Raw genomic sequence first — 25,495 nt, forward strand, 5'->3', positions numbered from 1 at the left:
ACACAATAGTGTTAGTGTTTCATAGAAACCATAGTCCTCAAGAAAAGAAGTGCGAAGTCTGTAGAGACTTCGTACTTCTTTTCTGAGATAGAATGATTTTGAATTGAAATTTTATTTGGAAAACTGAATGGATCCGATCAATTCATTCAATTCCGACTCTAATTGCAGATGGAGTTTCTCAACAACCGAAAAATCTGTCGCCGCAACATAATAGGCCTTGATCTGAGAATCGATAGCTTCGGCTTCCGCCAAATGGGAGGTGGCCTCCTTCATCTTTGCCGAATAGCGTGCTTTGATACCAGCTATTTCGGCAGCATAAGCTTCATCTGTTCCAGGAGCTATAGCCCGTTCATACATATCTAGTATCTCATCCCCGTCCCGGTCTGGAAAGTATTCATGCGGGGCGGTACTGTCGAAGATAGCTGTCCCTAGCTTCGGGAATATTAGCATATCAAGACTGTTCGGATCAAAGCCGCAATGAAACACTTGAACTTCGATACCGTTCTGTTCAGCAGCCGAGGCAAGCTTTTTCAGTAGAGTCGATTTGCCAGATCCCGCCCTCCCTTTGATGAAAATCCGTCTTTCCAGCTCAGCGGTCAAGCTTTGAATAAAATCATATGCCCCCCTCGGAGTTGCAGCTCCGAAAAACAGGTGACGGGGAGTTGCTGGGGTATCGCTTTCGTGACCAGCGTATACTTCTTCAATTAAATCCTGTGCAATCTGGTCGGCCTTTGAGAAATCCATGTTCTCGATATAGTATTTTTCCCACTCGTCATGAATTTGCAATGCAGTTGCGAACGTCTCGTACGTTTTGGAATAGGCGCTCTCGAGCTTACCTTTAAGATCTTCTATTGTGATGATATGTTCCGGTCGAAGATGACTGTTATTCAACGCTCCCTTGAAATCGATATAGACGATTTCCCCGGCTCCGCTATCCGAAATCCCCGTACAGACCCGCCCGTCGACAATACCAACCTTCAATTCTGTTAAAATGATCCCATCCAGTTCGTCGGAACGGAGAGGGGAGTGGAAGTGTTGTACATGCAAGCCTTTATCCAGCAGGCTATCGGCCAAGCTTTGAATGACCGTCGATTTCCCCGTACCTTGGGGCCCCGTAAGGACAAATATCTTGTTCAATCCGTCAAATGCGGAACCATACAAGAAATGGGCTCCACGCGCAGTGTTGCCCTGAGCAAAATAGTGAGATGATTTTGCTGCCAATCCGATACACTCCTTTGTGCTTATTCTTCTGAATATCAACAGAACAAGCATGATTGGGATAGATGCCTATTTATTTGTATATTCCGCATTGTAACAAGTGGTGTTCGTCCTCTCCCATGTTTTTTGCGTAGTTCATCCGCCGACCTCTCCCGTCATTGCTGCATGTAACACCGTTCCTTTTATGTCACATGACATTATGACACTGGCGGATTTGACATCAAGCTCAGTAGAATACGTCTACTACTTGAAAAGGATGTGGGCTCTTTGATGGTCAGAACCGTCGTCAGTTTTGTTCAAAACGGCTATTTCCTGCTGCTTACTTTCGTCACCGGATTGTTCTACTTCAGCTTTTATCTGGTCGCTCTTACATTGGGCTTGAGCCTGTCGTTTACCGTAGCGGGCGTTCCTCTGCTGACTCACGTATTGCGGACGACGACAGCCTTCCTGCAATTTGAACGCGTACAGACCAAGATCTATACGGACATTACGACCGAGCCTTGCGTAAAGCCCGTCAACTCCGATGTATCCAACTGGCTGCAGGCGAAAAAGGAGCTGATGAACCTGCGCCGCTGGATCGCAATTGGCTGGCTGCTGTTGAAGTTTCCGGTAGGGATTTTAAGTCTGATGATTGCGGTCTTGCTCTACGCAGTGCCGCTTGTATTGATTGCGGTTCCGTTCCTCTATCCGTTCCTCAACCTTTCCTTTATGGGGGCATCGGTAGATACAGTTGCCCAAGCCATGACACTTTCGGCCACAGGGGTCGTATTGCTGATGGTGAGCTGCAGGCTGGCGGACCGCTTGGCTCGCTTAATGGGCGGCTACACGCGCCTGATGATCAAGCATGTGAACCGGTAGACGTCATGCCGGCTTCACCTCGCAGCTATTAGCGGATGCGGTTTACACTGTAGTTGTTTACTCGATAGCCGTTTACTCTATACTAGTTACGTAATGTCATACTGAAGGTTTTTTAGGAGTTGATGGTTTTGTTCGATATGGTCAAGCGATGGTACTGGTACGACTGGTTCATGTTCATAATCCGTTTGGTCTGCAGCATTTCTCTCGTGTTTACGACGATAGAGCTGCAGCAATATTTCACGCTGCCGATTGCGGTTCTTGTATTGTGGCAGCTGATTGCTTTTTCCGTTCCATGGCTGTGCTTGCAGCTCGATTATAAATATTACCTGATTACTGAAATCGTAATCTCGGGCGGGTTGTGCTTGTATTTGGCTTCATTTTTCCCGCAAGCCTACTTCTCATTCCTGTTGTATGCTTTTTTAATTGCGGCCCACAGTGCAAAGAGGACCTATCTCTGGTCAGGGCCTGTATCCATATTGCTCCTGCCTGCCATCATCAAGCTAATTGCAGAGCAAAGTGAATACTGGGTTATGGCCGTTCACATCGGACTGGCATATGTTTTCGGCTTCTCGTTTCATTTACTCGCGCTCAATCATCGTCAAGGCGAAACGATCCGCGAGCAGAATGCGGTGTTGGAGCAGTACCTGTCCCAAATCGAGCGCATCACGCTTGCCGAAGAGCGGAACCGGCTGTCCAAAGAGCTTCATGACACGGTCGGCAATGCCTATACTTCACTCATTATGGGATTGGAAACGCTGCGTCCTGAACTGTCAACGAATACAGGAGTGGAAAGACTCGATTCCCTATTGGACCTGGCCCGCCAAAATATGGAGGAGGTCAGAGGCTACGTCCATCAAATCGAATCACCGCATGAAGCACTCCCGCTGCTTCAGTCTTTGAGGAAGCTGGCGGAGGAATTTCAGGAGCATGCCAAGGTGACGGTTCGTTTCCATGCCTACGGGGTAGAATACCCTTTAACAAAGCAGGCGAAGACAGCGCTCTACCGCTGCCTGCAAGAGTCTTTGACGAATGCCGTGCGTCATGGACACTCGACAGAGATTAAGGTGTCCGTGCAATTCGAGCCCCAGCAGACGAGACTGGAAGTTCAAGATAATGGCCGCGGGATAGAGCATGGCAGGGAGGGCTTCGGCTTAAGCGCCATGAAGGAGCGGGCAATGAATTTGCAAGGCCATGTGGCCGTCTATACGGAGCCAGGAGAAGGAACTCTCGTTACTTGTACGCTGCCCAGACAAACAGAGCTCAAGGATGAAGCCATTCGCCTGTTGGTCGTTGATGACCAGCCCTTTTTCCGTGAAAGCCTGCGGACTCTGCTGGAGGAGCAGCAGGATTTGCAGGTTGTCGGGATGGCAGAGGATGGCGAGCAAGCGATCGAGCTGTGCGGGCAGCTTCAGCCGCAGCTGGTGCTTATGGATTTGGAAATGCCGAATGTGGATGGGATCTCCGCATCCCGTACGATAAAAGAGACGTGGCCCCACATCCGCATTCTGATTCTCACCACCTTCGAGGATACCAAGCAGGCTCTGGAGGCGATGCGAAGCGGGGTGGATGGATACTTGTTGAAGTCGATGCAGCCGTTAGAGCTGGCCGAAACGATACGCACCGTCTACCGTGGCGGCACGCTGATTGATCAGGGCATGTCGCATAAAATGTTTGCCCAACTGGAAGCAGAAAATAGCGGGGATGATTCTTCGCTAAACAAAGCGCTATCGGCTTATGAATTAACACCAAGGGAGCTTGAAATTTTACAGTTCGTGTCGAAAGGGCTGCGATATAAAAGCATCGCTTCCAAATTGTATTTATCCGATGGCACAGTTCGAAATTATGCGTCATCGGCTTATATGAAGCTGGGGGTCCGCAACCGGGAGGAAGCGGTGCAAAAAGCCAGGGAAGCTGGGCTTCTGGAATAACCACAAGTTATTTATCATAGTGGCGGATGTCGACCTGCGAAGTGATTCTGCTTCGTAGGATCGAACATCCGCCTTTTGGATTTATTTGCCGATTGGCAAGGTGTAGTAATCAAATGCGAGGTCCAGTAGGGCGCTCGCTTCCTGCCGCTTCAGCGGCTGCTTGGAACGGAAGTTGATGGAGCCGTCGGAATTGATCTCAGTTCCCGGGTCCATGATGCCTTGAGATACAAGGGTTGTAATGGCTTCAACTGCCCAGGCATCCGTTTCGCCACTCAATGTAACCTTGGCTCCAGGCTCAGCTTGCCTCAGATTTTGGATCATAACGGCCGCCATCTGTCTGGTGACAGGAGAATGAGGCTGATAATCAGGCAATCCGGACATCATCTGCTTTTTGTTGGGTTCAACCGTATAAGGCATGGTATCCCAGCCATGGGCACGCAGCAGCAGCTCTGCGAACTCACCCTGCGTCATCATTCCATCCGGATCGAAGAGGGTGGCCGACTTTCCGTCCATGACCTGCAAAGCATGAAGATTTTGAATATAAGGTGCATACTTGCTGTCCGCCGGTACATCAGTGAATGGCGCATCCCTATTTACTTTTTGTGCATAACCCACGTAGTGCGGAAGTGTCATGTAATAGAAATAGGTGATTTGGCCGTCCCCATTTTTTTGAAATGCCACTTTATTGCCGGATTCATCCTCGAAGAGTAAAGGGTGAATCATTCGCAGCGTACTCTTGCCCAGATATCCTGTCTCCATAACTAATTTTCCGTCTGAATAGGAAACGTTGGTTCTAATGGATCCAAGACGCGTATTTTTGTACAATCCCGTGTAATCCTTAGCCTGCTTCTCACTGATTGCCGAGTAGGATGGCTGTGGAGCCTCACCTTTTCTCGGATAATAATGATTCATAAATGCCTCATACACGTCGAGACTCATCATGGAATCGTTATTGTAGGACATGTAGAACGCTGTGTTTTCCTCCGGCAAAATAACAATCAAGGAAGAATGACCGGTTACATTTCCCCCTTTAATAACGACATGATGACCATTCATCTTCTCTTTGAAGTAGCCTTCGAATCCGATGGTTGTGACAGGGAACTCTTTGTCAGGGAACACCTGATAGGTGTGCATTTGCTCGATGCTTTTGGAGCTTAAGATTTGTTTGCCTTCATACGTTCCTTTGTTCAGATGCATCAAGAGATACTTCACCATGTCATCTGCGTTGGATACCATGCCGCCGCTAGGCCGGTCGGTTGGCTTGAATCCCTCCAAGGGGATCAGCTCGCCTTTGGGTCCATAATGGGCAGCCATTCTGCTCAGCAGCTCGGGCGTAAACCGCACATTTGTCGAGCTCATGCCCAGCGGCTTGAAAATATTTTCCTCCATATACTGCGCGAATGACAGGCCCGATACTTCCCCTACCGCGTACCCCGCCAGTGTGAATCCAAAATTATCGTAGGTATACGCTTCCCCTGGCGGTCTTACGACAGTCGGCATATTCGCTTCGAGAGACTCCTTCATCGGGAAAAATTGATTCACATACTCCGGTTCCGATCCCGAGAGGACATCCGGTTTGTCAAAGCCGCTGGTATACGTAAGCAGATCGTACATCGTCAGTTTTTTCCCTGTTGTATTGGGTACCTTCATTCCTCCCAGATATTCCTGGATATCGTGATGCAAATCAATCTTTCCTTTATCGACCAGCTGCATAGCTGCCAATGCTGTGAACTGCTTCGTCACAGAACCAATTTGGAATACGGTGCTGCTGTCTACCGGAATTTTATTTTCCCTGTCGGCATAACCGTAGCCTTTGCTTAGCAGCACTTTCCCATTTGATACGACTGCAAAATTAGAACCAACCGTATTATACTTCTTCATCGCGTCCGCAAAAGTGCCGTCTGCAAAGTCCTCCAGTTCCTTGGCATCCCGCGGCCCCTCCAGGCTGGCCTTCTCAGATGCAGCTGTCTGTGGAGCCCGCGGGGTATCTGGTGCGTTGGCTGATCCCATACATGCGGTAATGATCGTTGTAGTTAATAGCAGAACAGTTAGTAGCAGCACTGCGCGATTCATTTTCGTGCGAATCCATTTCTTCATATTGATGTCTCCTTGTCCATTCGATTTGCCTCTTAACAATCGGCTGAGCCCAGTATGGCAAAGGAGTTGTCACACCAACAAGTTGCATTTCGTCATTCATGATATCCAGCCGCTTTGAAAGCGTCATGTGACAATTCGGCACTAGGTTTATTGACAAGGGGAGCAGTAAGATTCCTGAAAGGGCGGTGAATCATTGAAGCAGCCCAAAGCTATTAGAACGGGAGTGTGGACATCATCGCTTTCCTACAAGATATCGTGATCCAATACGGTTATATGGCTATATTCCTATGTCTTACGCTCGGCATTATTGGTTTGCCTGTGCCTGACGAGGTGCTGATGATGATTGTTGGCTATCTTTCTTCGATTGGGCTGCTGTATTTCCCAGTATCCCTTGTAATCAGCGTCCTTGGAGCTATGAGCGGCATGCTGTGCAGTTACGCGCTTGGGCGGAAGTTTGGCAAGCCGCTGCTGTGGAAGTATGGGAAATGGGTTAGGCTCACGACCAAAAGGATAGAGAAAACAGAGAACTGGTTCGAGCGTTATGGCCCCTGGGCGATATGCATTGGCTACTATATTCCAGGGTTTCGCCATCTGACCTGCTATCTGGCAGGGATGAGCGCGATGAATCCGCGGAAATATATTTTCTTCTCAGGCCTGGGAGCCCTATGCTGGTGTTTGATTTTTATTTCAATTGGGTATTTTCTAGGCGGACATATTGATTTTTCGGATTATCATGGTTCTATTTGGGGTTTGTTTTCCTCTTGAGAATAGAAGGTTGCTTTTGCGTGCGGGAATCATTTTATAATAATGAATAAAAGAAAAGAGGGAGCGTGTCTGCCATGTTGACGGAATCAAGCAAAGAGAGAAAACTTTCGTTCGATATACGAAGAACGATCATCCTGGGTGCTTTTATCAAAGAATGGTCGATGCCAGAATACCGGGTGATCTTGAGCCAACCCGAGAAAGCAATCCACATAGAAATCTATTATTTTCCGGCAGTAAGCGAGGACGATGTGGCTAGATTTGCGACTGTGGGGTTATCCGGTACTCTCCGTTCCAATGGACAACCAATTGATACGGAATGGATGATGGCTCTGTCATCTGATTTAGGCGGAGAGTCCGCCGATCGAGTATTTTCATATGTATGTGATCTCATCGCGCATCATATTGAAACATCCCGTGATTCCCAGATACCAAGAGTGATGGAGGAAAGCGGCCTTGCACCGGCAAACTGGTCGACGAAAGCCTTTCTCCTTGATGAACTGAGGGGAGAAAGCGAAGATCTGGAGGAGATTCAGATAGGCAACGAGGTTGTTGGAGTCATATGGGCGTTGCCTGTCACTGCGCAAGAAGCCAGTCTGATTTTGCGGGAAGGTGTGGAAGCCTTCGATTCCTACATGGCAGATACCGAACATTCCATTATCGATCCCCGTCGGCCGTAGGCAATTGCGTGAAAAAATAAAGCCCACCCGGGTAAAGGAGGAGGATGTAAATGAAAATACGGATACCCCAAAGGGATACCCGTATTTTCGGAATAATTTAATTAAGCTATATTAACAGCAACCTACTTGGTACCAGTACACGCCATTATCGTCGGATCTAAAGTATGCCCTGGATGCGGGGCACGCTCCAAAAGAACATTTAAACATATGCTTCACCTCTTTTTATAAAGTCGATGAATCCCATTAACAGCAACCGACTTGATACCAGTACGCGCCGCCATTATCCGATTTGTACGCTGCTCTCGACAATGGGCAAGAACCGAACGAACATTTATACATATGTTTCACCTCTTTTCATAAGGTCGATGAATCCATTAACAGCAACCGACTTGATACCAGTATGCGCCGCCATTATCCGATTTGAAAAATGCTCTTGACGCTGGACACGCTCCAAAAGAACATTTGTACACTGTGCTTCACCTCCTTTCATAAGGATGATGATTATTGGTACCATTCCGCTTGGGTGCGGAACATGTTTGCATATTCCCCATCTAATTTCATTAATTCCTCATGGCTTCCCTGCTCAGCCAGTTGGCCATCCTTTAAGACGAGAATCCGGTCAGCTGCCCGGCAAATGCCTAATCGATGCGAAATGAAGAAAGTGGTTTTACCCTGGGTTAGCTGAGCAATATGTTCGAACAACTGTGCTTCCGCCATCGGATCCAAAGCCGAGGTGGGCTCGTCCAGCATAATAATCTCAGAATCGCGGAAGAAGGCTCTGCTAATCGCTACCTTCTGCCATTGACCATAGGACAACTCATGCCCGCCATAAAATTTATGTCCTAGCTCGGTATCAAATCCCTCAGACAGCTCATTGAAAAATTCGTCTACACCTGATTTCGCAGCAGCCATCTGCAGCCGGCTCTCCTCTTGCATCCATTCCACATGGCCTAACCCGATATTTTCCCGCAACGTAAGCTGATATTGCGCAAAATCTTGAAAAATAGCGGTAACGTGCTCCCGGAATTCATTCGTATCCATTTGATCCAGCGGAATTCCGTTGTAGGATACCGTGCCTGCGGTTGGCTGGTAGAGTCCGAGCAGACATTTGGCAAGGGTGCTTTTTCCGGCACCATTCTCACCTACGATCGCGATTTTCTCTCCAACACGCACGTCAAACGAAATATCGCTTAAGATTGTCCTTCCATTGTTCGGATAACCAAATCCGAGATTTTTTACCGAAATGCCTTGCTCCAAAGAGGCGGGGAAAGGTAATTTTGGCGTATCGTCGGTTTCTTCCTCTTTCATCGCAAGGAATTGGAACAAATCATTTGTATATAAAGCTTGCTCATAGATTCCAGCGATGTAGCTGGCCATAAATTTTAAATTGGACTGAATGGAGAATATGGTTTGGATCAATGCAACAAAACTGGCAATGGTCATCGTTCCTAAAGCAGCCAATTTGAGCAGGAATCCGCTTATCAGCGTCACCATAACCAATAGGAGCCCATTAATGGCAACTTTGAAAATGGACATTTTCCGCTCCAAATCGATTTGCTCTTGGCCATTCTGCTGGGTATACTTCCGCCACTGCTTAATGAAATAATCGGATAAGCCAAAAATACGAATCTCCTTGGCCCATTGCCGTTCGGTTAGCAGCGTATTGAAATAGATGGATCTTCTTCGGCCTGGCGTTTGTCTCACGAACTGCGATACCTTAAAGCCGCTCTCTTTGATATCGATGTACAAGGATGGAATAATCAACAGCAGAATCCCGAATGCCAACAGCCAGTGAAATCCCAGCAAAACAACGACGAAGCCGATAATGGTAATCAGATTTTTAGCAATTTGCAGAAAGGACTGGAAAAATTGCAGCCCCCGGTGCTCCAAGCCCGTTGAAACTCGCTGCAGCAGATCGAAAAATTCATGGTTTTCGAAGTGAAGCAGGGAGAGCCGGGCAGATTTCTCCGTAACCTCTTGGCCAAAATGCAGCAATACGACCAGTTTGATTTTGCTAACTATAAAATCAACATACACTTCCAGCACTAATTGCAATACAAACAGGAGCAGCTGGTACAGCAAAATGACGAAAGCAGGTACTAATTGCGATGACCCTTCTTGAATCACCCGTTCTGTACGATGCACCAATTCGATCGTTACATAGACTTGCAGCACGGGAATGATGGCGGTACTAATCTGGGCAATGCTTAAACAGGTCATGTTGAATGGAGTCAGTTTGAACATGATACGAATCATACGGACCATCATCTGCAAGGATAGTCGTGTTTGCTGTACAACATTTTTCAAGGATGCAGACATAAGAGGACTTACCATGCTTTTGCTAAGCGGCTTTCCTGTTCCACAATTGCTGAAGCCATAAGGTTAAGATCATCTTCTTGATCCAGATTGCTTTTAGAAGCAACGAGCCCTTCTTGGTCAACTGCGTAACCGAACGGGAAAAAGTGAGTTTGGAAAAATTCAGTATCTTGGGGCGTGCAAGCAATGACAGGCAGCTTAAGCTGATATTTCTCGACCGTTTGCGTAATTTGTTCTTCCTGATCTGCGAACATTAAGATATAGATCGGAATGTGCGGATGTTGTTGACGGAATCGGTGCAATTTCGGATACAGAGCTTCACAGGTCCCGCATAAGGTCATGGAGAGTATAACAAGTGAACTATTAAAATGAGGTACAGCTCCATCTAAGGTTAACCTGCCGTCATTCGGAAAGGGAATTCCCTTTGGCAAGCCCATGCCTTCCAAACCATTCTGTACAGGTGTTTCTTGTTTCGGACTGGCCGGTTTTCTTTTTAAAAGATAAACGCAAGCTGCAGTTAAGAGGATTACCAGCATCCACAATATTACATACGATACATAAAATATAGCTGACAAGATAAAGCCTCCTTTAATCCGTTTGTGGGTTTGAAATAGCACTAACAATGAATTGCGCGACCATATATAGGCCTAATATGCCAGCCCAGGAAAGGATGTACAGAACTAAATCCTCCCCGTGTATAGAAGCAAATGAAGCGGGATGATTGGCAATCGTAATGTAGCTGTTCATGACAAGCAGCATGACAACCCTCAGAATCGTACCCCACCCGAGATACTCGTCCCGCAGCTTCCCGAAGCAGTTGCATTTGATTTGCTCTTTCTTGAATAGGGCTATGAAAATAGCATATATAAAGCCTCCAATTAAGCCGAATGCGAGTATTTCTCCAATCCAAACGGTTGCACTCCATAACAAGCAAATAGCTGTCAGAATTTCGGCCAATGGAACCAGCCAGGCTCCAGCAGAGCTGAGCGGCTTGGGTATACCGATGGCGATAAGTGTGCTTTTCATAGAAGACGGGGAGTACAGCTTCAGTATGCCTGTTAGTCCGAAAATAATAGCCAGTCCCATTTGAATAAAGCTTGGAACGCTCATCTCAACCTCCCTGAGTTGCTGTAATGAATGGCTTTAAGCTTGACGAGAAGGCATGGAGCCTGTCCAACGTTCATCAGCTCCTTAGCTCGCTGGCAGTTGTCTTGTTCATATTGTAATTATTGGAACATAATCCGCACAATGTCATTCGCTACTCTAGTTATGTGCAAAATTACTATAGAATGTATTTTCAAAGTTTTGCTTTCTAATGGCTTATGTGATGTTTGTTTGGGGAGATGAAATAGATATTTTTTGTGTTGAGATTATGCGACAAAATCACCGTAGGTTCGACGAATTTTGCCTTGCCCAACTACCTGTTAGCCATAGCCGCCGTACCCCGTGTCCGACAGATAAACGTACTTTTTTTCTCTTGTCCACATTTATACCTTACCAAAACGAATCTATTGCATTTAATGAACTATATCAGAAATAAGGAGGTTTTGAGGATGGGAAATAGAGGACCTGGCGCATATGACCCCGTTCGAATTACTAACTCTACACCGTATAACGCGTTTGGAAAAGTGGAATATGCATCCATCTTTTGCAGTGACGACAATTATAGTGTTCAGCGTGACGAGACTTGGGTAGCTTCTAGCCGTGGAGTCTGTTTAGTGACTAAAATCACTGCAACGGTTAAAACGCCGAGCGGGAATGTTGAAGCGGAACCGTATACTTCTTCCGGCACTTCCTTCAGCAGATTTGCCATTATACAAGTAGGGGTAAATAAGTTCCAGGTGACGCGCATTGTAAGTGCCAAAAAACGCCGGTAAATCCTAAGCAGCATTAATAGGTACCCACATAAAAAGACGACAGGCGAATAATAGGCCGGTCGTCTTTTTATTGCTTTAATGCTTCTTATACCATAATATTCTGCGATGTATTGAGGAATCCTTTAAGCGCCGAAAGGGGCGCAAGTCCGGCCTATAATTGCCTTCGATAATCCAAACCCGGCGTTTCCTGTCGATACCTATATCGAAGCCCACTTGTCTAAGCTTGGGGTAACGCTCTCCCAGTTGTTTGGCCGCTAATAGAGCGACTCGTTCTGCTTTGACAAGCAAGCTCCGATTGCCGATTTTAGCTAGTTTTAACGCCTTAAGCAATGGAATAGGCCGGCCCGTCACATTCGTGACTAGATAGCCTCGCGCCGCAACTTTAGCATAGGAGCCCGTCACATTCCAAGCGGATGAAGCCCCTTTTTTCCGCTGAGTCATGATCCGCATGTCGAACGGCTTATGCCTAATTTGAGCAAGCTGCAGGCGCCTTTGGACAATATATCTGTGGCCTTTACTTTTTTTGCGGAGCCATTTGAGTACCTTATCGGTACCTCTCATGGTGACCGCGTTATTTTCGTTTTGAACCCGATAGGTATTTGCACCCTTTCGTTTAATGAACACGATGTTCCTTCCGTAGCTCCCGTCACGAGGCTTCAATACGACGCTGTGATACCGGCCCAGCATCTTCGCTAAAGTGTTCTTATTGAGTAACTGTGTTTTCGGCAACCGTCTGGCAAGAGAGGACCTGCTGCGCAGGATGCGATACTGCAACCATTTGTCTCTTTTGATCAACATTGGAATCACAGCCCTTTTCCATATTCTACGGTAATTTTAAGTCATATTAGTGTTCAGCATAAGTGACTATTCGTCTAAATTTAACCCCTCGACAGGGGTCTGCTGCTGGGTCACGAATATGTTTAGTAGTAACACAAAAAAAGGAAATTATTTTCGTAGAAATTATGTAGAATACGGCAAGGAGGGGATACATTCATGCAGCTAGTCGTACATATTGACGAACCGTGGCAAAAAGAGTCTGTGGAACAGATTACGCGCCGTTTCGAAGCATCGAATCCTGGGGTGAAAATATTAGTTAAGGTTGTTCCGAGCGGCGAAATTCGTACAGCCCTTTTCAATGGAGAGTCCGATGCGGATCTTGTACAGCTGTTTAATGGAGACATCGTCGATTGCAGCAGGAATGAACTATTGCTTGATCTGAATATATGGTTGAGGCAGAACCAAGAGTTGAAAAGTTTGTTTCATCCTTCAATCTTCCGCTTAGCAGAAACTGAAGGACGAGTTGCCGTGCTTCCGTTAAGCGCCAGCATGAAAGGTATTTTTTATAACAAGCAATGGTTTGACAAAGCGGGGATTCCTTACCCCTTAGAAGGTTGGACTTGGAATGACTTTGAGGAGATAGCAGTTCGTCTGCAGCGTGTGAATGTGCGTGAAGGAGATGGACGTTTTGCGGCCCGAATCTCGTTTCATCATGAGTATATGGGTCTGCTGCTGCTCACCGCTGGCACAGATTGGCTGTCTCCTGATAGAAAGAGAGCCTCTGGGTATACAAACAGTGTAAAATCTGTGCAAGCTGTGACTTGGGCTGCTGATCTTGTCCGTAAGCACCAAGTTGCAGGGGCAACCCAAGCGTATTTCTTAAACAGCGATTTACTTCGGAACGAATCGGGGATGATTCTTGATTACTATAATATGCTGCATGAATTCCAACCTCATTTGAAGGATGATCTCGGTGTAGCGGGACTGCCGTTTTTTGACGAGGGAAACAGGGTGAACGAGCCGTGGGTTTGCGGTTTCGGCATTTCGTCCAAAACGGGTAACTCCGAACTGGCGTGGTCTCTTCTTTGTGAATTGACCTGTACCAGCAATGAGTTGACCCGGCTTGTGACAGAAGGATCAATCGCACCTCTCCGCTCCGTATATTCGGAGGCAGGGCATGACAGAGACCCGTTGCGCAACACTATACTGGCGGAACTTGCGAATAGTGCACAGCTTCCGGTCTCAGCAGGAAATATTGCCTTGTATGCATTGTTGGATCAATATGTGAATCCTGCGTTGGCCCGTATTGTGTTCGAAGGTGCAGACGTTAAAGAGACGCTAGACGATTTAGCCATCGTGCTGGACGGTAAACTTCAGGATTAATTATCAGCACCTCGACCACTGTGCATCAGTAACGGAGAAGGAGATGCGTATGAATACAAAAGTTAGCGAATTTATTATTTGGGCTGCTGAAAATGGTTGGGATATAACCGGAAAATCTGAGCCTCAATTAACTCTGGATAGCAGCATTACTTCTAGATATAAAACGATTCCAGATGAATATTTAGAGTTTTTAAGCATGGTTAAAAAGTGCATTACACCCAGTGAGATGACTTGGTTTATTTGTGAGGACGAGTTCAATAATAGCTCCGATAGTGAATTTAAATGGAATGAATATGAATTACTTAGCTTAGAAGCAGCAGTAGATGATGATCGTTGGAAGTCGGAAATTACTGCGTGGTGGAGTAACTATTTGCCAATAGTGATGTCCGTTGATGGCGGGTATTCCTTCTTTGCGATTGATTTGAAAAATGATAAAGGAGCTATTGTACACGGATCTGAGCCGGAATTCGAGGAGGCAGAGAAAGCAGCAAATTCTCTTGAACAATTTTTTGAGTTAATTATGTCTAATTCCATCGAGTTATAGAAAAGTTAAATGGACTTGTTATTAACGGCAATTGGAGACCCTCTGCCTTGACTGATAATCGCATATTGAACAGCAACTATTATCAGTAGAATCTGGGACATGGAGTCTTGAATTGAACATCAATATAAATTAACGGGCGCGCCGAAATTTGGCACCCGTTTTTTTTATAAAACTTGCCGTTACATAAAATGGTGATGCGATGCGTATCGCATATACGGGTAAATCGTGGGGATCAAGATGGGATTTCATCATCAGAAGATATAAACAAAGTAGTAAATTTCTTTATTTTTCTAATTAATGAAACACTTTCTTATATTTCACCGTGTTAGGTACGAAGGGGGAGAGGCCATTGGGAAGTAATGATACAGATAACAATGAAAACTTAGCTATGTTGGTAAATAAGTATTCAGATATGGTGTTACGCTTAGCTCTAAGCCACCTTGGAAATCTTGCAGATGCACAAGATGTATGCCAAGAGGTATTTATTAAACTTTTCAAGCATCAGATTCCTTTTAATGACTCCGAACATGAGAAAGCATGGATTATTAGAGTAACAATAAATACATGTATAGATGTCAGCAGAAGTCCATGGAAGAGATGGTTCTCCCCCCTTGAGAAAGTACCTTTGCCTAATACAAATAAAGAGAGCATGGAAGTAGTCACTTTTGTACTTAAACTTCCAAGGAAGTATCGATTGGTTATTCATCTCTATTATTATGAGGGTTACAAAACAGCCGAGATCGCTGAGCTTCTAAAATTAAAAGAGAGCACCGTACGAACACAACTTAAGCGAGCAAAAGGTCTTCTTAAGGAAGAGATAATAGGAGGGTTTGACGATGACCTTTAGAACGAAATATGTTAGTGAAATGAATGAAATAAGGGCAGATCATTCCCTCAAACAAGCAATCATTAACAAATGTGAAACAACAGCCTCTACCTCACAAAACACAAAACAAGTAATCTACAGCAGGTTTATTATGGCTGGAGTTTCCTGCTTGGTTTTATTCCTTCTTTTAATAGGAGGAAGACTTATTTTTCAGAATGGGGATAAAGATAATCCAACTGCTTTATTCAGCGGGTTCATAGTTACTGCTTATGCGGCAGATGGAGCCTCGTTAGTGGTAGAACCTAATATAGACTTCCCGCTTGGTCAATACTCTTTGCTTATGAGCAGTGTACCAGGTTTCCCTATAACAATTGCATCGAAAAATGCAGACAGAATTAAAGTGCAATCCTCAGAAGGCCAACTAATACTGTGGAATCCCGCGGATTCCAAGGTGATACATTTGGGGGAGCAAGCGGCCGTAAAATCCAATGATACGATTTACTGGTCCCCACTCGTAGAAGGTGATCAGTTACGTTCAGTAGCAACCTCGGGTATACTTCAGATTACTGCGTACAAGGGCGATACAAAGCTGGGTAGTAGTACAATAGAGATCACATCGGATAAACAAGGTAAATACACAGGAAAGCTATCCAACTAATGAAACTAGCGGAGCTAATAGTGCAGGGAAAACAAAGGCAAGGCGGCAAATCGTTCAATCGCAACGGTTTGCCGCCATTTAATTTAATGAAGAAATCTCTTTCAATCATTAATTTTTAGAGCTAAGCATTAATCTAAAGAGCTTTTTGCCAATACCTATTCACGGTATAATTAAGCTGGACTGTCATTTTATAGTCTAAAATTGGATCGCGGTCAGGAGATGGAGGGCATTTGACGAGGTTTAGCCAAAATTTCAAAAACTCCCTGTTCGTCAAAATCTTTATAGCTGTGATCGTTATACAAACCTTGATTATATTGATTTTCGGGCAGCTCAATATTGCTCGGGTTACGCAGTTTATTGAGGACCGGGAATACGAGATCGCCCGTAAAGATATGCTCGACCTGAAAGACGGCTACAATGCCAAATTGAAGCAAATCCGCTCGAACGTATTCTCTCTCTTTATCGAGACCAACCAGAGCGAATCGGTGCTGGAGAAAATTAATCAATACGAAGGCACAGCGATGGCTGTTGACCTAAGGCGGAAGGCAGAAATTCAGCAGTTTCTGCAATCGATGGCTTATACCGATGAGAATATACACTCAGTGTTGTTTATTCGGGAGCGCGACGGGGAGAAGTTTGCGTTTATCCGCTATTTCGATCCAAGTATGCTGCCGAACTTCCAGTCGATTATTACTTTTCAGCCAGAGGAATTTGTTCGTATATTCCCGCTGGAGGTTCCCGGCTTGGAAGCGGGCACTAAGAACAACTATTTGACCTTCGCCCTTAAAGTGAATGATCCAAACTCCTATGATCTGAAGCAGCAGGCCGGCACTTTGGTCGTGAGCGTTAGCACAGCATTTTTGCAAAAAGAAGGGGATCATCTTCGCGCGGACTCGATCTTCGAATTGAAGAACGGGAACGGAACGGTATCGATGTCCGGCAACTCCATTAGCATTCCGAGTCGTTCGGTCGATATCGAGGCGGCCAAAAAAGATACGCGTAATTTTTTCGTCTCACAGGTCTCCAATTCCGCCGACGACATGAGTTTTACGCTGCTCATATCGAAAAATCAATTAAACGAAAATATCCTCGCTATGAAAAAGAATCAATGGCTGACGCTTATGGCGATAATCGTCTTGAATGTGGTAATTGCTTTCTATGTTTCTAGAGGGTTGTCTAAAAGAGTCATTACACTAACCCGAAATATGCGGAAGTACACGCCTGGTGAGTTCGTGCAGCCAATTCCGATCCAGCAAAACGATGAGTTCACCGTATTGGAGGAAACCTATAATACACTCATTCAGAAGCTGTCGGAGTTTATTCAGAAGGAGTATGTGTTGGAGCTTAAATCGAAGGACGCCGAATTGCAAATGCTGCAGTCGCAGGTAAATCCGCATTTTTTGTCCAATATGCTGGAGATTTTGCGCATGCAGGCTATTAAAGAAAACAATATGAGTTTATCGGATACGATTTATCAGCTAAGTGAAATTTTCAGATGGAATATTCGGAATAAGGAAACGCTTGTCACACTTTACGAGGAGCTCTATTACGTGGAATATTATTTGAAGCTCCAGCAATTCCGCTATCCGAGACTGCAATTTAAGATTGATTTTCCGCTGGCGCTGCAAAATCATCGAATTGCTAAGTTTACGGTGCAACCGATCGTGGAGAACATCTTTAAGCATGCGATGAACAAAGGAAAAGAAATTGATATTCAAATCGTGGTAGTAGACGTCCAAGATGGTATTCAGTTAACGGTCAAGGATAACGGCAAAGGAATCAAGCTGGAAACACTTTATCAGATTAAGGCCAAGCTTCGCATGCCCTTGTCCCATTCCAGCGAGTCGCCGTCTGTTGGACTGATGAACGTTCATTCGAGATTGCAGCTTATCTTTGGTGAAATGTACGGATTAGACATTGAAAGCCAGGCGGGTGAAGGAACAGCAGTTACAATTCAATTTCCGAAGCTTGAGAGGTGAGCGTATGAATACTTTTATGAGAAAAGCCATCATCGTAGACGACGAGCCGATTATTCGCGAAGGGCTGCTGGCCATGATGGACTGGGAGAGTCTCGGCTTTGAAGTCGTCGGATTGTTTGAAGACGGAGAGGATGCCTGGGCATATCTCCAATCACATCCGCAAATCGATCTCGTCATTACCGATATCCAAATGGATGTCTGCACGGGGCTGGAATTGCTGCGAAAAATAAGGGATGACGATTACCGGTCAAGGGTGCTGATTATTAGCGGATATGATGAATTCCATTACTTGCGTGATGCCATGATGATGGGGATCGACAATTACTTGCTAAAGCCGATTAATAAGGAAGAGATGGAAAGTGCGCTTGGGCAAATTCAGGAAAGCCTGATGCTGGAGTATCGCAAATCCCGGGAATTGTTCGAAGGAACGCAGCTGATCAAAAACAATATTTTGAATCAAATCGTGATGAATAATTACTCCATCCGTGATGTAAGCGAGAAATGCGAAATGCTGAGCATCGACCTTCATACGGGAGGGTTTCAGGTCGTTGTCCTGGACACCATTACAAGACAGAACCCTGTTCCTCTATTGGAGGAAAGGCAGTTATGCGAATTTGCCATTCGGAACGTTGTGCAGGATGCAATTGGCAAGGAGGAGAAGGTGTACGCCTTCGGGAATCAGAACGGACAAACCGTCCTTCTGTTCGCCGCGGTTGCTTCTGACAACGAGGGCTGGATCGTGGAGACGATGAACAGGATTTCCGGCCTGATTGCCCGCGTGCTGAAGATTCAGGTGGTCGCTTTCATAGGCCGGCCATGCACCTTTTGGAGGGAAATCCATCATTCTTATGAAAGTGCTCTAGAGCTGTACGATTATAGATATTTCGTCGATACTTCTACGGTTATTGATTATACGATGAAGGACCCGGGTACGAAACGGGACGCGTTCGCGAAGGAAATCGGCTTATATCCGCTATATGAGCAGCTGGAACAGCAGAATTATGAATCGGTTGGGCTGCAATTGAATGCGGTAGGCGCTTCGCTGGAAGATATTCGCGTTCCGGAGCTGCATTTGCTCCGATCGGTGTTTATCGACTTTGTTCTCTTGTGCATGAGCAAGCTCCGGCAGCAGGAGATCGAGATTTCCGAGCATAACAATAGTTTTCCGGATTTCGTAGAGGCTCTTTTCTTTGCCGATACGAAGGAAAAGCTGTTTGAGCAGTTCCAAGCCTTATCGCATACGATGCTGCAATTGCTGCAGAAGCTGAAGATGAACCGGAATACGAATCTCTTGGAGAAGGTAATCAAATACATCGATAACTATTACATGGAAGGGTTAAGCCTGCAGCAGCTCTCGCAGCAATTTCATATTTCCGCGCCGTATTTGGGCAAGCGGCTCAAGGTTGAATTAGGCCAGCCGTTTAATGAATATTTGCACCAAGTACGAATCAACAACGCCAAGCATCTCTTATTATTTTCTGAATACAATACGAAGGAAATTGCCGAGAAAGTCGGCTATACCGAGCCCAACTATTTCTACATGCAGTTCAAGCGCTTGACCGGCAAATCGCCGCTGAATTTCAAAAAGGGCATATAATTCATGAAAAAGGGAGATCGCCGATTAATCGTCGATCTTCCTTTTTCTCATCTTGGGGAGAACATTTTTTGTTATCCATATTGCACTATTATTTAGAGCTAACCATTAATTCACATACTATAAAGCCCGATTGGGCCCTTGCTATAATTTAGATATAAATTCAATTCAATCATACAGGGGGCATTGAAATGAAGAAAGTCATGGTGTTTGGCCTGACGCTTATGCTTTTAATTGCTATTGTAGGTTGCGGCAATGCAGCACAGAAGAACGAAGCGCCGCCGGCGGCAACGGATGCCGTGTCTGGAGCGCCAGAAGCAGCTCCGGCAGAGCTTAACGTACTCGTCTTCGAAACGCCGAACTTAACAGCACAATACTGGGATGCGGCAATTAAGCGATTCACAGATAAGCACCCCAATATCAAAATCAATAAAATCGTATCGCCTGACCTTGACCGTACCAAATATGCCAAGCAATTACTTGCAACAGGTCAATTTCCAGATGTATTAATGTCGGTGAATGTCACGGATTTCTTGGCCTCCAATTCCTTGCTGGCTTTCGATGAGCAATATTTGGACAAGGTACCGGGCTCAAGAAGCTTGGCGGTTGACGGAAAGGTGTACCAGCTCCCATGGGGCGGGCAAACGATTCCATACATTTACTACAACAAAAAAATGTTTGAAGAAGCCGGCATCACTGCCGAGCCAAAAACCTGGGCTGAGTTTCTGGATGTAGTGGCTAAGCTGAAAGCGGCTGGGAAGACGCCTCTGCTGCACGGAGGCGCTAAAGATCCATGGACAACGACGCTAATGCTGGACGCGATCATCAGCACAGATGTTTACAGCAAGGAACCGGATTGGATAAGCAAACGGAAGAAAGGCGAAGCCAAATTTTCCGATCCTCTGTTTAAAGACGCTGTCTTGAAGTGGAAGGGCCTGCATGATTCCAAATCGTTTAACTCTGACGGATTGAGCATTGGCTATTCCCAATTGCAGGATGCGTTCTTGAAAGGAAAAGGCGCCATGTACCCGATGGGCTCCTGGTTCGTAGCGGCTGCTGATGCACAAAAAGACATTGAAGTCGGCGTATTCCCTGTGCCGACCGATGACGGGTCGATCATTATTCCTTATGTCGTAGGCGGACCTGCATCTGTCAGCGCATCGACGAAGTATCCGGAAGCGGCGCAACTGTTTGCATCCGAGTTTGTAACGGATCAAGAGACCATTCTTGAGGTTGTGAAGTCCGACGCACTGATTCCATTGGAAGGCCAGAATATCGAATTCACTTTCTCACCATTGTTCCAGAAGGTGCTTGATATTACGAATCAAGGGACGAAAGTGAACGGCTTTAGCTGGGAGAGCGGAGATGCAGCAATGATCGCGGGTATGACGGACGAAATCAACCGCTCTGCGCAAAACATCATTATGGGCAAGTCGGTAGATGAGGAATTGGCGGCACTGGATAAGAAGTGGGACGATATCTCCAAGCGTTTGGTTCAATAATCCAATAAGATCATTCAAAGCCGGGGGAGGCAGGGTAAATCTTCTCTTCTCCCGGCTGCTGTTGAATTGGAGAGGAGTAAAGGGAATTGAAAAGCAAAACCGGAAATTTCATGCTCTTTGTATCTCATGGACTGCTTATCTACATCGTTTTCGTTATTTTGCCTATTATCCTTTGCCTCTTTTACAGCTTCACGAACTATAATCCGCTTTATCCTGAGTTTTCCGGCGTAGGCTTCCGCAATTATATCGATTTGTTAAACGACCGGGATTTCGGTCATTCCCTCGTCGTGACCTGTATGATCGCTTTTATCGTCACGATTGCTTCGAATATTCTGGGTGTGCTGTCAGCGCTTTTGGTCAATTTCAAAGGCTGGATGTATAAGCTTTCGCGAACGGTTTTTTTTACGCCGCAAATTTTGAGCCCGGTCATCGTCGGCTTTATCTGGTCGATTATTCTTACCGATGAGGGCGTGCTTAATAAGCTGTTGAATGTGGTTGGATTAAGCGGTGCGAGCTGGCTTTCCAACACGCAGATAGTCCTCTATTCCATTATCGCGGTTATTGTATGGCAGTCGATGGGCTTTTGTACGGTCGTGTTTCTGGCGACGCTGCAGAGCATTCCGAGTGACCTGTATGAAGCGGGCAAAATCGACGGCTGCAGCCGGCTGCAAAGCTTCCGGCACATTACGCTGCCACTTCTTGCTCCGGGCATCACGATCAATACGGTTATGCTGCTGATTTCCAGCTTTAAAGTGTATGACCACGTCGTTGTTCTGACGAATGGGGGGCCGGGCACGACTACGGAAACGATCTCCTTAAAAATTATTAACACCGGGTTTGTGCAAAATCAGATGGGCTATGCATCAAGCATGGCTATTGTTTTGTTCCTGCTGATCGGTGTGATCTCCGTGTTCACGGTCACATTCCTGAAGCGCAGAGAGGTGGAGCATTAAGATGACATCGAAACTATCTGCCAAAGCCCATATTCTTCTCACTTTAGTGATTACGCTGCTGTTCTTTCTTCCTTTATATTTGGTGCTGGTCAATATTTTCAAACCAAGTGACACCATCATTGCAAATCCGCTTAGCTTACCGCTTCAATTCACGCTTGATAACTTGACGGCCGTTCTGACAAGGCCCGATCATCTCCTTTACTCGAGCATGTGGAACAGCATCATCATTACCGGTCTCAGTCTTATTGTCGTCATCCTGTCTTCATCGATGGTCGCCTATTATATCGTACGCAACGACAGCAAAAAGACGAGATTGCTGCTGCTCTTCTTCCTGTTCGGGTTAATGGTGCCGACAACGATTATTCTAATCCCGGTCGTGAAAGTTTTGGTAGCGCTTCACCTGATGAGCACGAAGGCGGGACTCATTATATTTTATATGGGCTATTACATTCCGTTCGGTATTTTCATGTATACAGGCTTTATCCGGACGATTCCGCGGGAGCTGGACGAAGCGGCGGCGATTGACGGGTCCAGCGCCTTCCGCACCTTCTGGCGGATCATCTTCCCGCTGCTGGGGCCATGTACGTCAAGCGTCATTATTTTTATCGGATTATGGGTATGGAATGATTTCCTGAACCCTCTGATCATTATCGGACCTGTTAAAGGGACGACCATAACGGCAGGCATCTATCGCGTTATCGGCCAGTACTCAGTGGACTGGGGGCAAATGTTTGCGATGATGTTCTTGGCCTCCTTGCCCATCATCATCCTGTACTTGGCGCTGCAGAAGCAGTTTGTTGAAGGCATCACTTCCGGTTCGCTAAAAGGTTAATTGAAGGAGAGAAAACACCTATGTCCAAAATTAAAGAAGTTCTCGTCTTGCATCACAGTCATTTGGACGTTGGCTATACTCACGCTCAGCCCGTTCTATTAGAAATGCAAAAACAATACATCGATCAAGCCTTGGAGCTGTGCGCGAAAACAGAGGACCGCGGGGCGGTCAATCAATTCCGCTGGACGTGTGAAGCCAGCTATCCTGTCTTGCGCTGGCTGGAGACGGCGGAGCCAAGCCAGATTGAGCAGTTTAAGCACTTCCTTCATAACGGCCAGCTTAGTCTTTCGGCCTCGTATCTGCACATGACGCCGCTCGTATCGGCTGAGCAAATGGCGGGGACGCTCTATCCGGCCCAGCAATTGCGCAACCGGTTCGGCATCGAGATCAAAACGGCTATTCACCACGATGTGAACGGCCAGCCCTGGTCATACAGTCAAATGCTGCTGGATGCGGGCGTGGAATTTTTCATCATGGGCATTAACATTCATATGGGCGCCATTCCATTTGCGAGACCAAGCGCATTCCATTGGGAAACGCCGGATCGCAGGAAGCTGCTGTCTTTCAACGGGGAGCATTATTCGCTATTCAGCCAGATCTGCAACGTCAATGCGAAGAATACAGATTTGATGGCTGAAGGCCTTAACCAATATTTGCAGAAAATCGAAGACAACCCCGATTATCCGTTTGACTTCGTCTACCTGACTGCGACCAACTTGCCGCTTTATGACAATAACCCGCCGGATCAGGATTTGGCCGATCTGATTGCGGAATGGAACAGCGAATCTCGCGAGCAGGTCATTTCGTTCGTAACGCCGGAGCAGCTGCTGGCGCGGGTTCGCAAGCATGAGCGGGAGCTGCCGACATACGCCGGCGACTGGACGGATTACTGGAACTTCGGTTCGGGCAGCTCCGCCAAGGAAACGAAGCTGAATCGCCGCACGAAGCAGGGGATGAAGGCGGCAGCTTTGCTGGAGGCTTTTCAAGGCGGAATAGACGAATCCTATCATGCGCTGAAAAAGCAGGCTTGGGAGCAAATCAACTTATACGACGAGCATACGTGGGGAGCGTTCAACTCTGTTGCTGACCCTGATCATCTGAGTGTTGATATCCAATGGGCGCATAAAGCCCATTATGCTTATCAAGGCAACAGTCTGACCGGTTATCTGCTTGGCAGTCAAATGGAGAAGCTGGCGGGCAATCCGCTCCAATCGGATGATCCTGAAGGATTGATGCTCGTCAATTATTCTTCTGTGCCGGTATTGCATGATCTCCGGGTTCCAGCGAGCTTTCGGACGCCGGGGAGACATCTGAGCGCAGACCGTATGCGGCAGGTGCTGATGAATAACGAGCGCCATTCATCTGGCGACAGCTATGGAATCATTGAGCTTCCGCCATTCAGCTGGCATAAAATACCGTTCGATAAGCTGCGTAAAGCGGAAGAGGCGGCAGACATCGAAGCTTTCCCAGGCGCAACCGAAAATCTCTATGAGCCGTTTAGTGCTGCAAATCGGATTATTGCTGATATTAAGGTGATGGACGGCAGAATCGAATCCCCCTACCATCGTCTTGTATTTGACCCTGTATTCGGAAAGATCTCGAGTCTGTACGACAAGCAAAATGATTGGGAAGTAATTGATGCTTCCAGCCCTTGGTCACTGTTTCAATATGTGCAGGAAACGATCGATACATCCTGCGCCCACGCCACCAGAAAGACGATATTCCCGCGGGATGTTGAGAAGGGCAATAACAGCATTAGCTGCTGGAATCATGACTGGCCTGCGGCCAGACAGTCTTACTCGCGGTTGCTGAGCTGCCGCGTCGAACGGGGCACGAACGATGCAACCTTGGTGTTGCATTGGGACGGGCCTGGAGTAGAGGACTTGGAGCAACGATTTACGCTGTTCAGTTACCGCCCGGAGATCGAGATCAAAGTTTCCTACAAGAAGCAAGATATCACGACGCCGGAGGGCACCTACTTCGCAACTCCGTTGAACTTGGGGAAATGGCAGTGTGTTTATGATACCGCCGGACAACTGGTAGAGCTGGACAAGGATCAGCTTCCCGGGGTATGCAGAGACTTTGTGACCGTGGACAAAAGCGTATCTGTATTCGATGGCGAGCACGGCGTTACGTTAGTTTGCCAAGACGCGCCATTGGTTCAGGTCGGCGATTTCAACTTCGGCAGAGAGCATAAGGAGATCGACAGATCCGCTAATCCTTTATTGCTGGCTTGGCCGATGAACAATTACTGGGAAACGAATTTCAGAGCACGCCAGCCGGGATTCCATTCCTTTACCTATCAGCTGTCAACCTTCCGTTCATTCGAACCGGCTGACGTTGCGCTGGCTTCCACCCGAGCCGTATCGCAAATTTATGCGACGCCAGTTATCGATTGCAAGCAAGAGCAAAGCGGACAATTTATTCAATTCGAAGGCGATGGCGTACAGATTTTCGATGTGAAACCGGCTGAGGAAGGCAGCGGAATTGTCGTTCGGCTCAGTAGTGTAAAAGATGAAGAAACGGCAACGCGGTTGGTTTTCCCGGGCAGAAGGATTGCGGAGGCATATGAGTCCAACGTTGTGGAGGAGCGTCTGAGCCGGTTGGCGGCTACGGAGCAAGCAGCACTAATTATCAACCTTGAGGCAAGAAGTATGAAGCATCTATTGATCGTGTTCGAGGATGAACAGAAAGAGACATAAAAGAGACGG

General features: G+C 46.6%; 21 protein-coding genes. 15 read left to right on the plus strand and 6 right to left on the minus strand.

The window, feature by feature from the left end; all coding sequences use genetic code 11:
* Positions 1 to 111: 111 nt before the first annotated feature.
* Complete coding sequence (locus ACFVVF_RS16760) at positions 112 to 1,221, minus strand: PRK06851 family protein (protein WP_387811795.1); 1,110 nt, start codon at positions 1,219 to 1,221, stop codon at positions 112 to 114.
* Positions 1,222 to 1,488: 267 nt separating this feature from the next.
* Between ACFVVF_RS16760 and ACFVVF_RS16765 the strand changes: the two genes are divergently transcribed.
* Together ACFVVF_RS16765 and ACFVVF_RS16770 are read left to right on the plus strand one after the other, a co-directional pair.
* Positions 1,489 to 2,076 carry a sensor domain-containing protein gene (locus ACFVVF_RS16765; protein ID WP_387813105.1) on the plus strand — a complete coding sequence of 196 codons (588 nt, stop codon included), beginning with the start codon at positions 1,489 to 1,491 and terminating at the stop codon, positions 2,074 to 2,076.
* Positions 2,077 to 2,204: 128 nt separating this feature from the next.
* Positions 2,205 to 4,004 carry a response regulator gene (locus ACFVVF_RS16770; RefSeq protein WP_387811798.1) on the plus strand — a complete coding sequence of 600 codons (1,800 nt, stop codon included), beginning with the start codon at positions 2,205 to 2,207 and terminating at the stop codon, positions 4,002 to 4,004.
* 81 nt (positions 4,005 to 4,085) lie between these two features.
* Here the strand turns inward: ACFVVF_RS16770 and ACFVVF_RS16775 are convergent, their stop codons facing one another.
* Positions 4,086 to 6,101, minus strand: a complete 2,016-nt coding sequence (locus tag ACFVVF_RS16775) for a serine hydrolase domain-containing protein (protein ID WP_387811801.1) — start codon at positions 6,099 to 6,101, stop codon at positions 4,086 to 4,088.
* A 234-nt stretch (positions 6,102 to 6,335) separates the two neighbouring features.
* On the opposite strand from ACFVVF_RS16775, the gene ACFVVF_RS16780 reads away from it, so the two are divergent.
* Both ACFVVF_RS16780 and ACFVVF_RS16785 read left to right on the plus strand, forming a co-directional pair.
* The gene (locus tag ACFVVF_RS16780) at positions 6,336 to 6,866 is read left to right on the plus strand and encodes a DedA family protein (protein WP_387813107.1); all 531 of its coding nucleotides are present in this window, start codon (positions 6,336 to 6,338) and stop codon (positions 6,864 to 6,866) included.
* Between the two features lie 74 nt (positions 6,867 to 6,940).
* A complete protein-coding gene (locus ACFVVF_RS16785) occupies positions 6,941 to 7,543 on the plus strand; it encodes a suppressor of fused domain protein (protein WP_387811804.1) in 603 nt (200 codons plus the stop codon).
* Positions 7,544 to 8,044: 501 nt separating this feature from the next.
* On the opposite strand, the gene ACFVVF_RS16790 is transcribed toward ACFVVF_RS16785, so the two are convergent.
* From ACFVVF_RS16790 to ACFVVF_RS16800, 3 genes are read right to left on the minus strand one after another with little or no spacing between them, the layout of a single operon-like run.
* Positions 8,045 to 9,862, minus strand: coding sequence for an ABC transporter ATP-binding protein (locus ACFVVF_RS16790; RefSeq protein ID WP_387811807.1), 1,818 nt, complete (start codon positions 9,860 to 9,862; stop codon positions 8,045 to 8,047).
* A gap of 8 nt (positions 9,863 to 9,870) precedes the next feature.
* The gene (locus tag ACFVVF_RS16795) at positions 9,871 to 10,434 is read right to left on the minus strand and encodes a TlpA family protein disulfide reductase (RefSeq protein WP_387811810.1); all 564 of its coding nucleotides are present in this window, start codon (positions 10,432 to 10,434) and stop codon (positions 9,871 to 9,873) included.
* A gap of 13 nt (positions 10,435 to 10,447) precedes the next feature.
* Entirely contained in the window at positions 10,448 to 10,969 is a 522-nt protein-coding gene (locus tag ACFVVF_RS16800; RefSeq protein WP_387811813.1) for a MauE/DoxX family redox-associated membrane protein, read from the minus strand.
* A 443-nt stretch (positions 10,970 to 11,412) separates the two neighbouring features.
* Here ACFVVF_RS16800 and ACFVVF_RS16805 point away from each other — a divergent pair, with 443 nt between their 5' ends.
* A complete protein-coding gene (locus tag ACFVVF_RS16805) occupies positions 11,413 to 11,736 on the plus strand; it encodes a hypothetical protein (RefSeq protein WP_387811816.1) in 324 nt (107 codons plus the stop codon).
* 75 nt (positions 11,737 to 11,811) lie between these two features.
* Here ACFVVF_RS16805 and ACFVVF_RS16810 read toward each other — a convergent pair whose 3' ends face one another.
* Positions 11,812 to 12,534 (minus strand): YheC/YheD family protein, encoded by a 723-nt coding sequence (locus ACFVVF_RS16810; RefSeq protein WP_387811819.1) that lies wholly within the window; start codon positions 12,532 to 12,534, stop codon positions 11,812 to 11,814.
* Between the two features lie 195 nt (positions 12,535 to 12,729).
* Between ACFVVF_RS16810 and ACFVVF_RS16815 the strand changes: the two genes are divergently transcribed.
* The 10 genes from ACFVVF_RS16815 to ACFVVF_RS16860 all read left to right on the plus strand — a co-directional run bounded on the left by ACFVVF_RS16815 (position 12,730) and on the right by ACFVVF_RS16860 (position 25,486).
* A complete protein-coding gene (locus tag ACFVVF_RS16815; RefSeq protein WP_387811822.1) occupies positions 12,730 to 13,896 on the plus strand; it encodes an extracellular solute-binding protein in 1,167 nt (388 codons plus the stop codon).
* 49 nt (positions 13,897 to 13,945) lie between these two features.
* On the plus strand, positions 13,946 to 14,440 hold the full coding sequence (locus ACFVVF_RS16820) for an SMI1/KNR4 family protein (protein WP_387811825.1): 495 nt from the start codon (positions 13,946 to 13,948) through the stop codon (positions 14,438 to 14,440).
* Between the two features lie 349 nt (positions 14,441 to 14,789).
* Positions 14,790 to 15,287 (plus strand): RNA polymerase sigma factor, encoded by a 498-nt coding sequence (locus ACFVVF_RS16825; RefSeq protein WP_387811830.1) that lies wholly within the window; start codon positions 14,790 to 14,792, stop codon positions 15,285 to 15,287.
* A complete protein-coding gene (locus ACFVVF_RS16830; protein ID WP_387811834.1) occupies positions 15,277 to 15,924 on the plus strand; it encodes a hypothetical protein in 648 nt (215 codons plus the stop codon). The genes ACFVVF_RS16825 and ACFVVF_RS16830 overlap by 11 nt, the downstream gene beginning before the upstream one ends.
* Positions 15,925 to 16,154: 230 nt before the next feature.
* On the plus strand, positions 16,155 to 17,903 hold the full coding sequence (locus ACFVVF_RS16835) for a sensor histidine kinase (RefSeq protein ID WP_387811837.1): 1,749 nt from the start codon (positions 16,155 to 16,157) through the stop codon (positions 17,901 to 17,903).
* A 16-nt stretch (positions 17,904 to 17,919) separates the two neighbouring features.
* Positions 17,920 to 19,500: a response regulator gene (locus ACFVVF_RS16840; RefSeq protein WP_387811840.1), complete on the plus strand. Its 1,581-nt coding sequence runs from the start codon at positions 17,920 to 17,922 to the stop codon at positions 19,498 to 19,500.
* A 188-nt stretch (positions 19,501 to 19,688) separates the two neighbouring features.
* Positions 19,689 to 20,999, plus strand: a complete 1,311-nt coding sequence (locus tag ACFVVF_RS16845; protein ID WP_387811843.1) for an ABC transporter substrate-binding protein — start codon at positions 19,689 to 19,691, stop codon at positions 20,997 to 20,999.
* 86 nt (positions 21,000 to 21,085) lie between these two features.
* Entirely contained in the window at positions 21,086 to 21,952 is an 867-nt protein-coding gene (locus ACFVVF_RS16850; protein WP_387811846.1) for a carbohydrate ABC transporter permease, read from the plus strand.
* Position 21,953: 1 nt separating this feature from the next.
* Positions 21,954 to 22,784, plus strand: a complete 831-nt coding sequence (locus ACFVVF_RS16855) for a carbohydrate ABC transporter permease (RefSeq protein ID WP_387811849.1) — start codon at positions 21,954 to 21,956, stop codon at positions 22,782 to 22,784.
* 20 nt (positions 22,785 to 22,804) lie between these two features.
* Positions 22,805 to 25,486: a glycoside hydrolase family 38 N-terminal domain-containing protein gene (locus ACFVVF_RS16860; RefSeq protein ID WP_387811852.1), complete on the plus strand. Its 2,682-nt coding sequence runs from the start codon at positions 22,805 to 22,807 to the stop codon at positions 25,484 to 25,486.
* The last annotated feature ends 9 nt before the right edge of the window (positions 25,487 to 25,495 follow it).

Origin of the sequence: Paenibacillus sp. NPDC058174, assembly GCF_042883865.1 — a bacterium.
Taxonomy (GTDB): domain Bacteria; phylum Bacillota; class Bacilli; order Paenibacillales; family Paenibacillaceae; genus Pristimantibacillus.

What these genes read in the sequence shown, in the direction of transcription:
- ACFVVF_RS16855 (WP_387811849.1), top strand. Translation starts at nt 21,954, where the DNA reads ATGACATCGAAACTATCTGCCAAAGCCCATATTCTTCTCACTTTAGTG.
- ACFVVF_RS16790 (WP_387811807.1), bottom strand. Translation starts at nt 9,862, where the DNA reads ATGTCTGCATCCTTGAAAAATGTTGTACAGCAAACACGACTATCCTTG.
- ACFVVF_RS16845 (WP_387811843.1), top strand. Translation starts at nt 19,689, where the DNA reads ATGAAGAAAGTCATGGTGTTTGGCCTGACGCTTATGCTTTTAATTGCT.
- ACFVVF_RS16765 (WP_387813105.1), top strand. Translation starts at nt 1,489, where the DNA reads ATGGTCAGAACCGTCGTCAGTTTTGTTCAAAACGGCTATTTCCTGCTG.
- ACFVVF_RS16805 (WP_387811816.1), top strand. Translation starts at nt 11,413, where the DNA reads ATGGGAAATAGAGGACCTGGCGCATATGACCCCGTTCGAATTACTAAC.
- ACFVVF_RS16810 (WP_387811819.1), bottom strand. Translation starts at nt 12,534, where the DNA reads ATGTTGATCAAAAGAGACAAATGGTTGCAGTATCGCATCCTGCGCAGC.
- ACFVVF_RS16840 (WP_387811840.1), top strand. Translation starts at nt 17,920, where the DNA reads ATGAGAAAAGCCATCATCGTAGACGACGAGCCGATTATTCGCGAAGGG.
- ACFVVF_RS16830 (WP_387811834.1), top strand. Translation starts at nt 15,277, where the DNA reads ATGACCTTTAGAACGAAATATGTTAGTGAAATGAATGAAATAAGGGCA.
- ACFVVF_RS16815 (WP_387811822.1), top strand. Translation starts at nt 12,730, where the DNA reads ATGCAGCTAGTCGTACATATTGACGAACCGTGGCAAAAAGAGTCTGTG.
- ACFVVF_RS16860 (WP_387811852.1), top strand. Translation starts at nt 22,805, where the DNA reads ATGTCCAAAATTAAAGAAGTTCTCGTCTTGCATCACAGTCATTTGGAC.
- ACFVVF_RS16820 (WP_387811825.1), top strand. Translation starts at nt 13,946, where the DNA reads ATGAATACAAAAGTTAGCGAATTTATTATTTGGGCTGCTGAAAATGGT.
- ACFVVF_RS16775 (WP_387811801.1), bottom strand. Translation starts at nt 6,101, where the DNA reads ATGAAGAAATGGATTCGCACGAAAATGAATCGCGCAGTGCTGCTACTA.
- ACFVVF_RS16800 (WP_387811813.1), bottom strand. Translation starts at nt 10,969, where the DNA reads ATGAGCGTTCCAAGCTTTATTCAAATGGGACTGGCTATTATTTTCGGA.
- ACFVVF_RS16785 (WP_387811804.1), top strand. Translation starts at nt 6,941, where the DNA reads ATGTTGACGGAATCAAGCAAAGAGAGAAAACTTTCGTTCGATATACGA.